The organism is Telluria sp. ZB4P36 (genome assembly GCF_059685865.1).
Map to the genome: position 1 here is coordinate 150,561 of NZ_JCASIE010000005.1, position 15,994 is coordinate 166,554.

The following is a 15,994-nucleotide window of genomic DNA, read 5'->3' on the forward strand; positions in this document are numbered from 1 at the left end:
ACTCAGTTGGTACGCAGCAGGCGTACTCCGTAGATATCGAAACGGTTGGACGGTCCGGCCAGCCCGCCGGCCGCGCTGAAGCTGCTGTTGCTGTCGAGATAGCTCATATTGTAGAAGTCGCTCATCTCGATGCGGTAGGACCCGCGCTCCAGGCGCGCCGCAAGCGGCGTCGAATACACGGTCGGGGTATCCGCCTTCGCCAGCGGCGCATGCGGCAACCCCACGACGCCCTGGGCCACGACCCGGCCGCGCCCATCCTTTACGGCCAGCCATTTCACCCCACCGCTGATGCCCAGGTTCACCTGGTTGGCGGCATTGTGGTAGCGCAGCTGGACCTGGTAGCTGCCGGCCGCCGGCACCGCGATGCGCTCGACCGTGTAGCGGTCGCCGGGCTGGCCCCAGCCGGCCAGGTGGGACGCGGCGAAGCGCGCATTCGGCGGGCTGGGCTTGATGTTGGAGACCGTGCGCGGATCGGTGACGGCGACCTCGATGCCGGCATCGGCGCAGCGCGGCGCGCTGTGGTGGCTGCGGTTTCCCGTCGCACCGAAGCGTGCTTCGACCGCATAGCAGGCGAAGGCGCTGCCCGCGCGGTCGGCCCAGGTCCCGGCCTGTACGCCATCGGCCACGCGCTTGCCGTCGCGGTAGACGCTGTAGCTCAGGTCCTGCTCCTTGCCGCTGCCGGCGATCTGCAGCGTGACGCCCTCGGCATCGCGCTGCAATGCCGTGATGGCCGGCTCGCGCGGACCGAAGGTGGCGCCGTCGGCGGCATAGGGATCGTCGGATACGCGCCGGATGTCCTGCTGCCCGGGCAGCAGCTTGCCGAGCACGATCTCGACCTGGTTGTCGGCCTTCAGCTGCGCCAGGCGCAGCGTCTGCCCGGCCGGCTTGCCGTTCAGGAGCACGCGCTCGACCGCGTAATAGCCGTTGTCATGGCTCACGGCGGGCAGGCGCAGGCGCAGGTCGATGCGCTTGCCGTGCAGGCGCAGGTCGTGCAGGGAGACCTCGCTGCCGGCGCCGAACATCTCGCGCCGCAGCCTGGCGGTTACGAAAGGACGCAGGGCGATGCCGTCGTCCCGCACCGACACCCCGAACACCTCGCCCACCACCATCCCGAGGTAGGCGCCGACCGACCATAGCTGGCGGCGCGAATTGATCACCGGCCCGATCAGCTTCGGATGGCGTTCGTCGAGCAGCAGCGGCTGGCCGGACAGCCACTCGAGGTTCTCCATGTTCGACATGTTCAGCGCGGCGCCGCGCAGCAGCGAATCGTAGGCCGCATCGGCCACCGCCACGTTCCCGCTCTGCGTGGCGGCACGCAGGCCATAGGCCGTCACGAAGGGCCACAGCGCGCGGTTGTGGTAGACCGGCATGTCCGGCTGCTGCGGCCAGATCACGGGCGCAGCCATCGGCCCGTGCGGATAGCGCGCCAGGATCGAGCGCGCGCGCTCCTCGCCGGCGATGCCGCTGAGGATGGCGAGCGACTGGCCGAGCCAGTCGAACTTGTGCAGCGGTGCGCCGTCGAGGTGGCCGGCGGTCAGGCTGCTGTACATGCCGGCATCGGGCAGCCACAGTTCGCGGTTGATGGCGCGCTTGAGCGCCGCCGCCCAATGGTCGTAGCGCTTGCCGCGGGACGTGTCGCCGTGCTCGCGCGCCAGTTGCGCGGCCAGGCGCAAGGCCTGGTAATGGCCGACGTTGGTCGACAGCGACTTCGAGGTCGACATCGAGGCCAGCTCGCTCGGGATCCACGCGGCATAGCTCTGGTCGCGCCAGTCGAGGAAGGACTGTTCGCCCATGTACAGGCCGGTCTTCGCGTCGAAGGCTGCGATGCGGTCGTTCTCGATGGTGTTCGTCAGCGCCGTTAGCGCGCGCCGGGCGAAGGGGGCGCGCTCAAGCGCGGGCAGGGTACGCAGGGTTTCCTCGGCTGCGAAGGCCCAGGTGACGCGGTCGGTGCTGACCGGCCAGCTGCCGCCGCTGCCGGTGTCCTGCACGATCTGCAGGCCATCCGCCGTCCCCGCCACCGGCGGAGCAATCGGGATGCCCTTGCGCCAGCCGGACAGCTTGAAGTCGAGCGAGTTACGCACCCGCTGCGGGTCGAGCAGGGCCAGGCCCAGGTCGGCCGCATACGACAGGTCGCGGGTCCAGACGTAATGCCACTTCTCGCCGGTGGCGAAACACTCGCAGGGAATCGCGGCGCCGCCCTTGTAATTGCCGTCGCGGATATGGCTGACCGAATCGAGGCGCATCTCGGCGCCGGCCAGCGCGAACAGCGCGTCATAGGCCAGGTTGCCGGTCCGGATGCGCGGCAGGCCGGCGTCCTCGCGGTAGTCGCTGTGCTGGGGCCCCGGGTCGCGCAGGCTCAGGGTGGTCGAGTGCGTGTACGTGCGCAGCGGCGCCATCGCGTCCGGCGACGAGATGCGGACCGTTTCCTGCTTGCCGTCCCAGGTCGGCCAGGCGAGCGCGGCGACGGCCTTGCGTCCCGCATGCGGATCGGGCGCGGCGGCCGCCTGCGGCGTCTCGAGGCGCACGATGCGCAGGCTCGGCGCGGCCGGATCGGAAGCATCCACCGTGAAACGGTAGCTGCCGGTGCGGCGCACGAACAGGTAGTCTTCCGGACCGGCCTGGGTCGCCAGGCGGTAGGGCGTGTCCGGCGCCACCGTCACGCTCTGGTTGGCATCAAGCACCCATTCCTCGGCCCAGTCGCGGCTGCCCACCTTGAAGGCATGGTTGCCGGGGCTGACCAGGATGTCGGCTTCATACACGCCCCTGCCCTTGTGGACCAGGGCATTGTCGGTGCCCCAGCCGTTGAAGGCGCCGCGGATGTACAGTTCCCTATCCTGGGCCGATGCGGACAGGCAGGCGAGGAGGGCGGCGGCCGCCAGCAGGGAGCGCTTCATCGCGCGGCGTCCAGTTCGAGGATCAGGCTGGCCTTCGCCGGCAGCCGCAATTCCCTGGTGAGGTCGAAGCGCCTGCCGCTCAGGACATCGGTGCCGCCGGCGACGCCAGCCAGCATCTCGCGGAAGCGCTGAGTCTCCAGCACCATCTCCTTCGGGTTGTTGTTGAAGGCGACCAGCACCTTCTTCTTGTCGCGCTGGTTATCGAAATAGCGGAAATAGACCCAGGTGTTGTCGCGCGGTCCGTAGTGCATCAGCTTCCCGTGGTGGATCACCGGCTGGCCCTTGCGCCAGTTGGCCAGCTTGCGCACCAGCTCCTGCGCGGCGCGCTGCTGGCCCGTGAGACCCTTGCCGGCGAAGGCATCGACCTTGTCGCCGGCCCAGCCGCCCGGGAAGTCGCTGCGGTAGCTGACGTCGTTGCGTTCCTTGGTCGCGCTGGTCATCAGGATTTCGTCGCCCACGTAGAACTGCGGGATGCGCGGCATCGTCATCAGGAACACCTGGGCCATGCGGTAGCGGTCGAAGTCTTCGCCCACCACGCTCCAGATGCGCGACATGTCGTGGTTGTCCGAGAACAGCACCAGATTGGTCGGTTCCGGGTACAGGTAGTCGAGCGAGAGGGTCTCGTACACGTCGCCGAAGACGTTATGGCCTTCCCTGGCGGCCAGCGCCGTGCGCATGGCCTCGGCCAGCGGAAAGTCCATCAGGCTCGGGGTGGAGGCGCGGTAGCCGTCGAAGTTGTCCTTGCCGCGCTGCCAGCGCGCGACGACCGGGACCAGCTTGCTCCATTCCTCGCCCACCATGTTCAGCTTCGGGTATTCGGCCATCAGGCGCTGCGTGTACGCGGACAGGAAGGCGCCGTCCGAATAGCCGAAGGTGTCGATGCGCAGCCCCGACAGGCCGGCGTACTCGATCCACCAGATGTTGTTCTGGATGAGGTAGTTCGCGACCAGCGGGTTGGACTGGTTCAGGTCGGGCATGCTCTCGACGAACCAGCCGCGCGTGAAGTTGTCGGCGTCTTCCTTCGAGGCGTAGGGGTCCTGCACGGCGGTGCGGTGGTGCTGGGTCGGCACGAACTTGCCATAGTTGACCCAGTCCGGGGTCGGCAAGTCCTTCATCCACCAGTGACCGCTGCCGATGTGCGACAGTACCACGTCCTGGATCAGGCCGATGCCGCGCTTCTTCGCCTCGAGCGACAGGCGGCGGAAGTCCTCGTTGCTGCCGTAGCGCGGGTCGATGCGGTAGTGGTCGGTGGCGGCATAGCCGTGGTAGGAGTAGGCCGGCATGTCGTTCACGACCAGCGGCGTCGGCCACAGCTGGGTGAAGCCCATGCCCTTGATGTAGTCGAGGCGGTCGATGATGCCCTGGATGTCGCCGCCGTGGCGCCCCGAGCCGTTGGCGCGGTTGGCCTTTTCCAGCGTGTCCGGGGTGCTGTCGTTGTCCGGATTGCCGTTGGCGAAGCGGTCCGGCATCACCTGGTAGATCGCGTCGCTGCCGTTGAAGCCGATCCGCTGCGCCGAGCCGGGCGCGCGCGCCAGCAACTGGTAGGTGTAACTGGCCTGGCGGCCGGCACCCTTGAAGGCGATGTCGAACTTGCCCGGCCGCGCTTGCGCGCCGATCTCCAGGTCGATGAACAGGTAATTCCTGCCGGGTACCCGCGTGACCGAGACGATGCGCACGCCGGGGTAGGCCAGGCTTGGCTCCAGGTCGGCGATGCGCTCGCCATGCACCATCAGCTGCAGGCCCTGGTGCTGCATGCCGGTCCACCAGAAAGGCGGTTCCATGTGGGCAATGGCAGGGGGCTGGGCGTGGGCGGCAAGCGGGAGCAGGGCGGCGCTGCCGATCAGGATGCTGGCGAGGACGTGTCTCATGGGGATATCGGGCGTTTCCTTGTTCCCGGTGGCCACACTCGGCGCTTTTACGTAGTCAGACTACAGACGCGGTATGACTCCTGGTACAAAGAGAATGCCGTGCTTGGTTGAGTTGCAGCGAGAATACTATGGATCGGCCATTGCGGACAAACGGATTGCCGCTCAAATATCTAGTCAAAGTACAGGTCGTTCTGTTGAAGATTTCCATTTCTGTGGTGCATCTATTCGTCTATAAGGACGGGCTGGCCAACTTGATGCACCAAGTTGGTGCATTTTGAGTCAATTATGCAACATCGATGGGCGTTTGTAGTCCGACTACAGACGTCTGTATCGGATCCTGTAGCCCAAATACAACGGAAAACCCGTGCTCTGCTGCCGATTCTCGGAAAAACATGCCATTATCGTAGTAACAAGCAACTCCCGTTGACAGTGCATCTAGTTTTAATACAGAATCCTTGACAGAACGTTCAAAACCGTTTGCTTGAGGCTGCCGTGCAGCTGGCTGTCGCGCTGTAGTTTCGGGAAAAAATTATTAGTCTTTATTGAGGGGACAAATGAGCATCTTCGCAACCAAGCGCACCGGCGAGCCGGTCCGCAACGCATTTCAGCTGAGCCCGGTTGCCGCCGGCTGCGCAGTCTTCCTGTCCGTGTTCGCCGGCAGCGCCTACGCGCAAGCCACGACCCAGGACACCACCAGCGCCACCTCGAGCGTTGCTACCCAGCCGGCATCGGCCGAGCAGGCCGCCGCCGCCGCCGAGCCGACCCCGCCGGGCGCTACCCCGGCTCCGGGCGTCGCCACCGTCCAGGTGACCGGTATCCGCCGCGGCATCGAAGCGGCGATCTCGATCAAGAAGAATTCCAGCTCGATCGTCGAAGCCATCTCGGCCGAAGACATCGGCAAGCTGCCGGACCAGAGCGTCGCCGAATCGATCTCGCGCCTGCCGGGCGTGTCGGCCCAGCGTGGCCGCAGCTCGGGTCGTGCCGCCGACATCTCGGTGCGCGGCCTGTCGCCGAGCTTCAACGGTACCCTGCTGAACGGCCGCGAAATGGCCTCGACCGGCAATGCCCGTTCGCCTGAGTTCGACCTGTTCCCGGCCGAACTGATGGGTTCCATCGTCATCTACAAGACCCCGGACGCCAGCGTCATCGGCCAGGGCCTGGCTTCGACCATCGACCTGCGCACCGTGCAGCCGCTCGACTTCGGCAAGCGCACCGTCGCCGTCAGCTACAAGAAGACCCGCCTCGGCGTGAAGCACCCGGACGGCCTGCCGGAAGGCGACGGCAAGCGCGCCACCCTGTCGTACATCGACCAGTTCGCGAACCGCACCATCGGCGTGGCAATGGGCTTCACCCGCTACGAAGAAACCGGCGGCGGCCAGACGACCTTCAATTCCTGGGGTACCGCGGACATGACGTTCAATGGCGCGTCGGTGAAGACCCCGGGTGGCTTCGGCTACGACACCGTGGTCGACTCGCACGAACGCGACGGCGCCTTCGCCTCGCTGCAGTTCCGTCCCAACAAGAACTTCAAGTCGACCGTCGACCTGTTCTACTCGGCCGGCGAAACCGGCCAGAAGAAGACCGGCTTCGAAGGCGGCGTGGCCTTTAATGCCGGCGGCGCCTACGAGCTGCCGCACGTGCTGAGCGCAGCGACCGTGTCGAACGGCGTCGCTACCAGCGGCACCATCAGCAACTGGAAGGGCGTGGTGCGTAACCACTACGAGGGCGCCAAGGATGACCTCAAGACCATCGGCTGGAACAGCGAGCTGAAGATCGCCGACTGGACCACCGCGGCCGACCTGACCTGGTCGAAGGCCACCAAGCTGTCCTCGCGCTACGAAACCACCGCCGGTATCCCGGGCCGCGCCCAGGACACCCTGAAGTACACCAACTTCAATGGCAGCAACGTCAGCGAGGTGAAGTACACCCCGGGCAGCAACTACGCAGACCGCGGCGTCGCGCGCCTGACCGACGTGATGGGCTGGTCGGGCGGTGAAACCTCGCCGCAGGCAGGCTACCTGGCCCAGCCGTACATCGAAGACCAGGTCAAGGCCGTGCGCCTGACCGCCAAGCGCGCCATCGAGTTCGGCCCGCTGGTCGGTTCCAGCTTCGGCTTCAACCACACCTCGCGCGACAAGTCGCGTACCGGCGACGAAGGCCGCCTGGTGATCAAGGGTGGTGCCGGCCCGTACGCGGCCGTGGCCGTGCCGGGCAGCGACGTTGCCCAGGCTGGCGCTTCGGGCTTCAACGTGGTGTCCTGGGATCCGCGCGGCTCGCTCGGTTCGGTCTACGAACTGGCCGGCAAGGTCGACGCCGACATCTACAACAAGTTCTGGGACGTGCGCGAGCGCATCAATACCGCCTACGTCATGGGCGACATGGAGGGCGCGCTGTTCGGCCTGAACTACACCGGTAACGTCGGCCTGCAGGCGATCCACACCAACCAGACCGGTGGCGGCTACGTGATCGACAAGGCCCGTTGCGTCGGCAACACCGCCCAGACCTGCCCGGCGCAGCGCGTGGCGGAGACCGACAGCTACTGGGATGTCCTGCCGAGCCTGAACATGTCCTTCGACCTGAAGAACGAGCAGAAAGTGCGCCTGGGCCTGGCCAAGGTGGTCTCGCGCGCGAACCTGGACGACCTGCGTGCCGGCGGCAACTTCGGCCTGGCGACCCAGGGCGTGTCGATCCTGACCGGCAGCGCCGGCAACCCGCAGCTGAAGCCGTTCCGCGCCAAGGCCTTCGACCTGTCGTACGAGAAGTACTTCGGCAACAAGGGTTATGTGAGCGCCGCCTACTTCTACAAGAAGCTGGACAGCTACATCATCCGTGCGCCACGCGCCTTCGACTTCGGCCCGTTCGTGACCCCGACCACCCCGCTGCCGCTGACCGGCCCGTACAAGGGTTCGACCCAGGGCCTGCTGACCCAGCCGACCAACGGCGACGGCGGCAACCTGAAGGGCTGGGAGCTGGCGGTGAACGTGCCGTTCTCGATGATGACCCAGTACCTGGATGGCTTCGGCGTGATGGTCAACCATTCGGACACCAAGAGCAGCGTGAACCTGCCGGAGAGCGGTTTCGCCAACGTGAACGGCGACATGACCAGCATTCCGCTGCCGGGCCTGTCGCGCAAGGTGACCAACCTGCGCCTGTACTACGAGAAGAACGGCTTCCAGATCGCCGCCGCGGCGCGCAAGCGTTCGAGCTTCCTGGGCCAGGTGTCGGACTTCCAGGACAACGCGCAGCTCACCTTCATCAAGGGTGAGACCATCGTCGACCTGCAGGCTTCGTACGAGATCCAGCGCGGCTGGCTGAAGGGCGTGAGCCTGTATGCCCAGGCGCAGAACTGGAACAACGCACCGTTCCTCGAGTACACCACGGACGAGAACAACCCGTCCAACCGCCGCGCCTACGGCCGTACCTACCACTTCGGCGCAACCTACAAGTTCTAAGCTGACCTGAACTAAGGTAAAGTAACGACCCCTGCCGGGCCTGCGCCTGCCAGGGGTCGTTTTTTTGACCTCCGGGCGAATACACATGCACAACGAACCAATCAAGGACATCGTCATCGTCGGCGGCGGCACTGCCGGCTGGATGACGGCGGCGGCGCTGTCCACCATGCTGAATGGCCGCTACAACATCCGCCTCGTGGAGTCGGACGAGATCGGCATCGTCGGCGTCGGCGAAGCCACCATCCCGATGATCCAGCGCTTCAACCGCGTGCTCGGCATCGACGAGCACGAGTTCATGCGCGAGACCCAGGGCAGCTTCAAGCTCGGCGTCGAGTTCGTCAACTGGGGCAGGCTGGGCGACCGCTATATGCATGGTTTCGGACGCCTGGGCCAGGACCTGGCCACGGTACCCTTCGACCAGTACTGGCAGAAGATGCGCATGCTGGGAAAGGCCGCGCCGCTCGAGGAATACTCGATCACGCGCATGGCCGCCAAGGCCAACAAGTTCATGCCGCCGCGTTTCGACGTGCAGAATTCGCCGCTGCGCGACATCAACTACGCCTATCACTTCGACGCCGGCCTGTACGCCAAATTCCTGCGCAAGCTGGCCGAGGCGCGCGGCGTGTCCCGCATCGAAGGCAAGATCGCGCGCGCCACCCGGCGCGAACCGGATGGCCACATCGATGCCGTGGAACTGGAAAACGGCAGCCGCGTCGAGGGCGAGCTGTTCATTGACTGCTCGGGCTTCCGCGGCCTGCTGATCGAACAGGCCCTGGAGACGGGCTACGAGGACTGGACCCGCTGGTTGCCGGCCGACCGCGCGCTGGCCGTGCCCTGCGAATCGGTGTCCGTGATGACGCCCTATACCCGCGCGACCGCGCACAAGTCGGGCTGGCAGTGGCGCATCCCGCTGCAGCACCGCACCGGCAACGGCCACGTCTACTGCAGCCGCTTCATCAGCGACGACGAGGCGGCCGGCACCCTGCTGGCCAACCTGGATGGCAAGCCGCTGGCCGACCCGCGCCTGATCAAGTTCCAGACCGGCATGCGCAAGCAGGCCTGGAACAAGAACGTGGTGGCGATCGGCCTGGCCGGCGGCTTCCTCGAGCCGATCGAGTCGACCAGCATCCACCTGATCCAGTCCTCGATCCAGCGCCTGATCGACTTCTTCCCGGACCGCCGCTTCAGCCCGGTGGACCGCGAGGAATACAACCGCCAGGCGCGCTTCGAGTACGAACGGATCCGCGACTTCATCGTCCTGCACTACCACCTGAACCAGCGCAGCGATTCGGACTACTGGAAAGAATGCGCCAACATGGCCATCCCGGACAGCCTGCGCCACAAGATGGACATGTACCGCTCGCACGGCCGCGTGGTCCGGGTCGACAACGAGCTGTTCTCGGAGGTCGGCTGGATCCAGGTGTTCGAAGGGCAGAACATGCCGATCGACGGCTACCACCCGCTGGCAGATACCCAGTCCGAGGCCGACATCGCGGACTACCTTGCCAGCGTGCGCGAGGTGATCGCCAAGTGCGTGGACGTGATGCCTTCGCATAACGACTACATCGCGAAGATGTGCCCGGCGAAGAAGATGTAAGCACGATCCTGTATCATGCGCGGCCCCAATCGTGAAGGCGCATGGGGCCGTTTTCATTATTTGCCATTTGGTAAAAAAGCAACTTCCGTTCCAAATTGTGCCCGCCATCCCTGCCCGAAAGAGTAAACTGCGGGTTTAGTATCAATATCGAAAGTTTTTCTATGTCAGACACCCCCCTCCCGACGTTTGCCGAACTGAATCTCTCCGCGCCCGTGCTCAAGGCGCTGAAGGATGTCGGCTACGAAACCCCGTCGCCGATTCAGGCCGCAACCATCCCGCTGCTGCTGACCAACCGTGACGTACTCGGGCAGGCCCAGACTGGCACTGGCAAGACCGCGGCCTTTGCATTGCCGATCCTGTCGCGCATCGACATCAAGCAGGCCACGCCCCAGGCACTGGTGCTGGCGCCGACGCGCGAACTGGCGATCCAGGTTGCCGAGGCCTTCCAGACCTACGCCAGCCACATCAAGGGCTTCCACGTACTGCCGATCTACGGCGGCCAGAGCTACGGCCCGCAGCTGCAGGCGCTGCGCCGCGGTGTCCATGTCGTGGTCGGCACGCCGGGCCGCGTCATCGACCACCTCGAAAAAGGCTCGCTCGACCTCTCCCAGCTGAAAACGCTTGTGTTGGACGAAGCCGACGAGATGCTTCGCATGGGCTTCATCGACGACGTCGAGCAGATCCTGCAAAAGACCCCGGCCGAGCGCCAGACCACGCTGTTCTCGGCCACCATGCCGCCGGCGATCAAGCGCATTGCCAAGACTTACTTGCGCGATCCGCAGGAAATCACGGTCGCCGCCAAGACCGGCACCGCCGAGAACATCAACCAGCGCTACTGGCTGGTGGCCGGCATGCAAAAGCTCGATGCGCTGACCCGCATCCTGGAAGCCGAGCCTTTCGACGGCATGATCATTTTCGCCCGCACCAAGCTCGGCACCGAGGAGCTGGCGACCAAGCTGCAGGCGCGCGGCTTCGCGGCCGTCGCCATCAACGGCGACATGGCCCAGCAGGCACGCGAGCGCACCATCGAGCAGCTCAAGAGCGGCAAGATCGACATCCTGGTGGCGACCGACGTCGCCGCGCGCGGCCTCGACGTCGAGCGCATTAGCCACGTGATCAACTACGACGTGCCGTCCGACCCGGAAAGCTACACCCACCGCATTGGCCGCACTGGCCGCGCGGGCCGCAGCGGCCAGGCGATCCTGTTCATCACGCCGCGCGAGCGCGGGCTGCTGAAGGCGATCGAGCGCGCCACGCGCCAGCCGGTGGCGCCACTGTCGCTGCCGACCGTGAAGGCGGTAAACGACGTGCGTATCGCGAAGTTCAAGGAACAAATCACCGAGATGCTGGCAGCCGGCGGCCTGGACCAATACCGCTCGCTGGTCGAGGAATACGAGCGCGAACAGAACGTGCCGGCGGTGGACATCGCCGCGGCGCTGGCGAAGCTGGGCCGGGGCGACGTGCCACTGCTGATCGAGAAGCCGGACCGCGAGGCGCGTCCGGAACGTGCAGACTTCGTGCCACGCGAGGGCGCCTGGGAAGACCGCCCGGCGCGTCCGCCACGTGAGCCGCGCGAGCCGGCCTTCAAGAAGGAGCGCGTCGAGCGCGCACCGGAGCCGGGCATGGCGACCTTCCGCATCGAAGTCGGCCACCAGCACGGCGTCAAGCCGGGCAACATCGTCGGCGCGATCGCCAACGAAGCCGACATGCCGGCCAAGTACATGGGCCGCATCGAGATCTACGACGACTACAGCACCATCGACCTGCCGGACGACATGACGCAGGAGCTGATCGACCACCTCAAGACGGTGTGGGTGGCCGGGCAGCAGCTGAACCTGACGCGTGACGGCCAGGAGGCGCCGATCGTCACGGCGCCGAAGAAGAAAGCCTTTGCGAAGCCGGGCGCCGACCGGCGCTTGGCGGATAAGGCGGGCGGCAAGAAGCCGCACCGCAAGGGCTGAGGTATGCGCTAAGGTGGGCGGCCTGGCCGCCCACTTTACCGTGTGCGGCTGCTGGCGACCTTGGTCTCCGGCGCCGCAAACATCCACAGCAGCGCCTCACGCAGTTCCCCCGCCCAGAACGCCTCGTTGTGCTCCGCCCCCGGCACGATCTTCAGCACCGTGTTGGCCGCCGGATGCCCGGTCTTGCCCACCACCTTGGCCATCTTCTTCACGTCCCCGTTCATCTGCGGCCCTTCCTTCCCGCCCATCAGCATGAACACGCGCGCATCCTTCGGCACCGGTTTCGATGCCACGAAGTCGAAGGCCGGCTTGGCCGTCCAGTAGGCCGGCGAGAACACGCCCGCCTTGCTGAACACCTGCGGATACTGCACCAGTGCGTAGTGGGAGGCCAGGCCGCCCATCGAGCTGCCCATGATCGCCGTATGCTCGCGCCCCGGCAGGGTGCGGTACTGCTTGTCGATCAGCGGCTTGACGGTCTTGACGATGAAGTCGGTGTAGGCGCGGCCTTCGCCCTTGCCGGCGTCCTTGAAGTCCCAGGCGTTCAGCTCCGTCATGCGCGTTTCCTGGCCGTTGTCGATGCCGACCACGATCAGTTCCAGCTTGCCTTCCCTGGCCAGCGCATCGAGGGTCTCGTCCACCTTCCATTCGCCCGCATAGGCGGTCGCGTTGTCGAACAGGTTCTGGCCGTCGTGCATGTAGAGCACCGGGTAGCGCTTGTTGGAGGTCGCGTAGCCCGGCGGCAGGTAGAGGCGCAACTGGCGCTTGCGCTCGAGGCCCGGCATCTCGAGCGGCGCGCCCAGCAGGCTGACGCCGGGCAGGGCGGTCGACGGTTTCATGGAGTCGGCCGGCTTGTCGGCGGCGCCCGCGGATGCACACAGCAGGGCAGCCAGCAGGAAGGGGAGGGAAGCGTGGCGAAGCGAGGGCATGGGAAGGTCTCCTTGATCGATTTTTTATGTTGTTTGACTACAGAGCTGTGCTATTCACCCACCTCTGTTGTGCTGATTCTACTATGACAGCTCTTCGATTGACACCCAGAAATCGCCATGTTATTTTGCTACAGCTACCTGTAGGTCGGCCTCATCCGGGCTGCCTGCATCACACGAGAGCCCGGACTGTCCGGGCCAGATTGGGGACCACCATGGATATGCAAACCGGCGCGATCAAGCCACGCCTGTCGTTCTGGCAGCTCTGGAACATGAGCTTCGGCTTCTTCGGCATCCAGTTCGGCTTCGCACTGCAGAACGCCAACACCAGCCGCATCTTCTCGACGCTCGGCGCCGACCCCGACAACCTGGCCCTGTACTGGCTCGCCGCGCCCGTGACGGGCCTGCTGGTGCAGCCGGTGATCGGCTACCTGAGCGACAATACCTGGCACCCGAAATGGGGCCGCCGCCGTCCCTTCTTCTTCATCGGCGCCGTGCTGGCCGCCATCGCCCTGTTCCTGATGCCGAATTCCGCCGCATTGTGGATGGCCGTGGCCGTGCTGTGGATGATGGATGCCGCCATCAACGTGTCGATGGAACCCTTCCGCGCCTTCGTCGGCGACAAGCTGGACGCCTCGCAGCAGACCGCCGGTTATGCGATGCAGACCTTCTTCATCGGCTGCGGCGCGGTGATCGCCTCGCTGCTGCCGGTGTTCTTCGAATCGATGGGCGTGTCGAACGAAGCGGTGGGCGGCATGATTCCGGAAACCGTGCGCTACTCCTTCTATGCCGGCGGCGCGATCTTCTTCCTGGCCGTGCTGTGGACCGTCGTCAGCGCCGACGAATTGCCGCCTGCCGACATGGACGCCTTCAACGCCGAGCGCAAGCACGCGCGCAGCCTGGGCGTGGCCCTGACCGAGATCGTCGGCGGCTTCGCCCGGATGCCGAAGACCATGGTGCAGCTGGCCTTCGTGCAGTTCTTCACCTGGATCGCGCTGTTCGCGATGTGGATCTATACCGGCTCGGCGATCGCCGACAACGTCTTCGGCACCACCGATGCGCAGTCGTCCGACTTCCAGGCCGCCGGCAGCTTCGTCGGCATCATGTTCGCGGTGTACAGCGGCGTCTCGGCGCTGGCCGCCTTCATCCTGCCGGTGTTTGCGCGGGCTACCTCCCGCAAGACCGTGCACGCCACCTGCCTCGCGATCGGCGGCCTGAGCCTGGCCAGCATCTACCTGATCACCGACAAGAACATGCTGATGCTGCCGATGATCGGCGTCGGCCTGGCCTGGGCCTCGATCCTGACCATGCCCTACGCCATCCTGGCGGGTGCGCTGCCGGCCAAGCGCATGGGCTACTTCATGGGCCTGTTCAACTTCTTCGTCGTGATCCCGCAGATCTGCAGCGGCCTGCTGCTGGGCGGCGTGACCAAGCACTTCTTCGGCGGCCATACCGTGATGACGGTGGCGCTGGGCGGCGCCTGCATGCTGGTCGCGGCCGTGCTGACCCTGTTCGTCACCGACCGCGCTGCGCCGGTCAAGGCAGGCATCTGATCCCCGCGCGCCAGTGATTTCGCGCCTGTCGTATCGTAACGTTTTACCAACATCTGCCGATGTTGCATTACGTTATTACGACAGGAGCGAAGCATGAGCATCCAGAACGTCCCGACCACGCCCTTCGCCGGACAGCGGCCCGGCACTTCGGGCCTGCGCAAGAAGGTGACCGAGTTCCAGCAGCCCGGCTACCTCGAGAATTTTGTCGAAGCGATCTTCCTGACCCTGGGCAAGAGCGTGGGCCACACCCTGGTCGTCGGCGGCGACGGCCGCTATTTCAACCGCGAAGCGATCCAGACCATCCTGCGCATGGCCGCCGCCCACGGCGTGGCGCGCGTGCTGGTGGGGCGCGGCGGCATCCTGTCCACGCCGGCCGTCAGCTGCGTGATCCGCAAGCATGCGGCCTTCGGCGGCATCGTGCTCTCGGCCAGCCACAATCCCGGCGGCCCGGACGGCGACTTCGGCATCAAGTACAACATCGGGAACGGCGGCCCCGCGCCGGAAAAGATCACCGAGGCGATCTTCGCCAACACCCAGGCATTGACGGCCTACCGGATCAGCGATGCCGGCCCGGTCGACCTCGACCTGCCGGGGCGCACGCATCTCGAGCACATGGTGGTCGAGGTCATCGATCCGGTGGCCGACTACAGCGAGCTGATGGCGCGCCTGTTCGACTTCGGCGCCATCCGCGCGCTGTTCGCCGGTGGCTTCCGCATGCGCTTCGACGCCATGCACGCGGTGTCCGGCCCCTATGCGAAAGCCATCCTCGAGGGCATGCTCGGCGCCCCCGCGGGCACGGTGGTGAACTGCGAACCGCTGGAAGACTTCGGCGGCGGCCACCCGGACCCGAACCCGGTCAACGCGGCCGACCTGATCGCCCACATGAACGGCCCCGAGGCACCCGACTTCGGCGCCGCTTCCGACGGCGATGGCGACCGCAACATGATCGTCGGCCGCAATCTGGCCGTGACGCCTTCGGACAGCCTGGCCATCATCGCCGCCAACGCCACCGTGGCGCCGGGCTACGCGGGGGGCATCACCGGCATCGCGCGCTCGATGCCCACCTCGCAGGCGGCCGACCGCGTGGCGGAAGCCCTTGGCATCACCTGCTTCGAGACCCCGACCGGCTGGAAGTACTTCGGCAACCTGATGGACGCCAACCTGGCCACCCTGTGCGGCGAAGAGAGCTACGGCACCGGTTCGCACCACATCCGCGAGAAGGACGGCCTGTGGGCCGTGCTGTTCTGGCTGAACCTGCTGGCCGTGCGCAAGCAATCCGTGAACGAGATCGTGCGCGAACACTGGGCCCGTTTCGGCCGCAACTACTACTCGCGCCATGACTACGAAGCGGTCGACGCCGGCGCCGCCGACGCCATGATGACGGCGCTGCGCGCCAGGCTGCCGGAACTGGCCGGCCGCACGCTGGGCAGCTTCCGCGTGGCGGAGGCCGACGATTTCGTCTACAACGACCCGGTCGACGGCTCGGTGGCGACCCGCCAGGGCATCCGGATCATCATGGCGGACGGCTCGCGCATCGTGTTCCGCCTGTCCGGCACCGGCACCGAAGGCGCCACCATCCGCCTCTACCTCGAACGCTATGAGGCCGACCCGGCGCGCCATGCGCTCGACACCCAGCAAGCCCTTTCCGAACTGATCGCCATCGCCGACGACGTGGCCGAGCTGCGCCGGCGTACCGGCCGGGACACCCCGACCGTGATCACCTGACCATCCCCCACCCACACAGGA

The 15,994-nt window shown here is 65.9% G+C and carries 8 protein-coding genes; 5 read left to right on the plus strand and 3 right to left on the minus strand.

The annotated features are described in order from the left end of the window. Positions 1-2: 2 nt before the first annotated feature. Both AC56LK_RS09960 and AC56LK_RS09965 read right to left on the minus strand, forming a co-directional pair. Positions 3-2,894, minus strand: coding sequence for an MGH1-like glycoside hydrolase domain-containing protein (locus tag AC56LK_RS09960; RefSeq protein ID WP_497184394.1), 2,892 nt, complete (start codon positions 2,892-2,894; stop codon positions 3-5). Continuing rightward, the gene (locus AC56LK_RS09965; protein ID WP_497184395.1) at positions 2,891-4,762 is read right to left on the minus strand and encodes a glycoside hydrolase family 13 protein; all 1,872 of its coding nucleotides are present in this window, start codon (positions 4,760-4,762) and stop codon (positions 2,891-2,893) included. The genes AC56LK_RS09960 and AC56LK_RS09965 overlap by 4 nt, the downstream gene beginning before the upstream one ends. A 554-nt stretch (positions 4,763-5,316) precedes the next feature. Between AC56LK_RS09965 and AC56LK_RS09970 the strand changes: the two genes are divergently transcribed. From AC56LK_RS09970 to AC56LK_RS09980, 3 genes are all read left to right on the plus strand, one after another. Continuing rightward, positions 5,317-8,214, plus strand: a complete 2,898-nt coding sequence (locus AC56LK_RS09970; RefSeq protein WP_497184396.1) for a TonB-dependent receptor — start codon at positions 5,317-5,319, stop codon at positions 8,212-8,214. An 85-nt stretch (positions 8,215-8,299) separates the two neighbouring features. Continuing rightward, on the plus strand, positions 8,300-9,811 hold the full coding sequence (locus AC56LK_RS09975; RefSeq protein ID WP_497184397.1) for a tryptophan halogenase family protein: 1,512 nt from the start codon (positions 8,300-8,302) through the stop codon (positions 9,809-9,811). 161 nt (positions 9,812-9,972) lie between these two features. Beyond that, positions 9,973-11,772: a DEAD/DEAH box helicase gene (locus AC56LK_RS09980; RefSeq protein WP_497184398.1), complete on the plus strand. Its 1,800-nt coding sequence runs from the start codon at positions 9,973-9,975 to the stop codon at positions 11,770-11,772. A gap of 35 nt (positions 11,773-11,807) precedes the next feature. Here AC56LK_RS09980 and AC56LK_RS09985 read toward each other — a convergent pair whose 3' ends face one another. After that, on the minus strand, positions 11,808-12,698 hold the full coding sequence (locus AC56LK_RS09985; RefSeq protein WP_497184399.1) for an alpha/beta hydrolase: 891 nt from the start codon (positions 12,696-12,698) through the stop codon (positions 11,808-11,810). Between the two features lie 212 nt (positions 12,699-12,910). Here AC56LK_RS09985 and AC56LK_RS09990 point away from each other — a divergent pair, with 212 nt between their 5' ends. Together AC56LK_RS09990 and AC56LK_RS09995 are read left to right on the plus strand one after the other, a co-directional pair. Next, positions 12,911-14,248, plus strand: a complete 1,338-nt coding sequence (locus tag AC56LK_RS09990) for an MFS transporter (protein ID WP_497184400.1) — start codon at positions 12,911-12,913, stop codon at positions 14,246-14,248. Positions 14,249-14,341: 93 nt separating this feature from the next. After that, complete coding sequence (locus tag AC56LK_RS09995; RefSeq protein WP_497184401.1) at positions 14,342-15,973, plus strand: alpha-D-glucose phosphate-specific phosphoglucomutase; 1,632 nt, start codon at positions 14,342-14,344, stop codon at positions 15,971-15,973. Positions 15,974-15,994: the final 21 nt, after the last annotated feature.

What these genes read in the sequence shown, in the direction of transcription:
- AC56LK_RS09960 (WP_497184394.1), bottom strand. Translation starts at nt 2,894, where the DNA reads ATGAAGCGCTCCCTGCTGGCGGCCGCCGCCCTCCTCGCCTGCCTGTCC.
- AC56LK_RS09965 (WP_497184395.1), bottom strand. Translation starts at nt 4,762, where the DNA reads ATGAGACACGTCCTCGCCAGCATCCTGATCGGCAGCGCCGCCCTGCTC.
- AC56LK_RS09970 (WP_497184396.1), top strand. Translation starts at nt 5,317, where the DNA reads ATGAGCATCTTCGCAACCAAGCGCACCGGCGAGCCGGTCCGCAACGCA.
- AC56LK_RS09975 (WP_497184397.1), top strand. Translation starts at nt 8,300, where the DNA reads ATGCACAACGAACCAATCAAGGACATCGTCATCGTCGGCGGCGGCACT.
- AC56LK_RS09980 (WP_497184398.1), top strand. Translation starts at nt 9,973, where the DNA reads ATGTCAGACACCCCCCTCCCGACGTTTGCCGAACTGAATCTCTCCGCG.
- AC56LK_RS09985 (WP_497184399.1), bottom strand. Translation starts at nt 12,698, where the DNA reads ATGCCCTCGCTTCGCCACGCTTCCCTCCCCTTCCTGCTGGCTGCCCTG.
- AC56LK_RS09990 (WP_497184400.1), top strand. Translation starts at nt 12,911, where the DNA reads ATGGATATGCAAACCGGCGCGATCAAGCCACGCCTGTCGTTCTGGCAG.
- AC56LK_RS09995 (WP_497184401.1), top strand. Translation starts at nt 14,342, where the DNA reads ATGAGCATCCAGAACGTCCCGACCACGCCCTTCGCCGGACAGCGGCCC.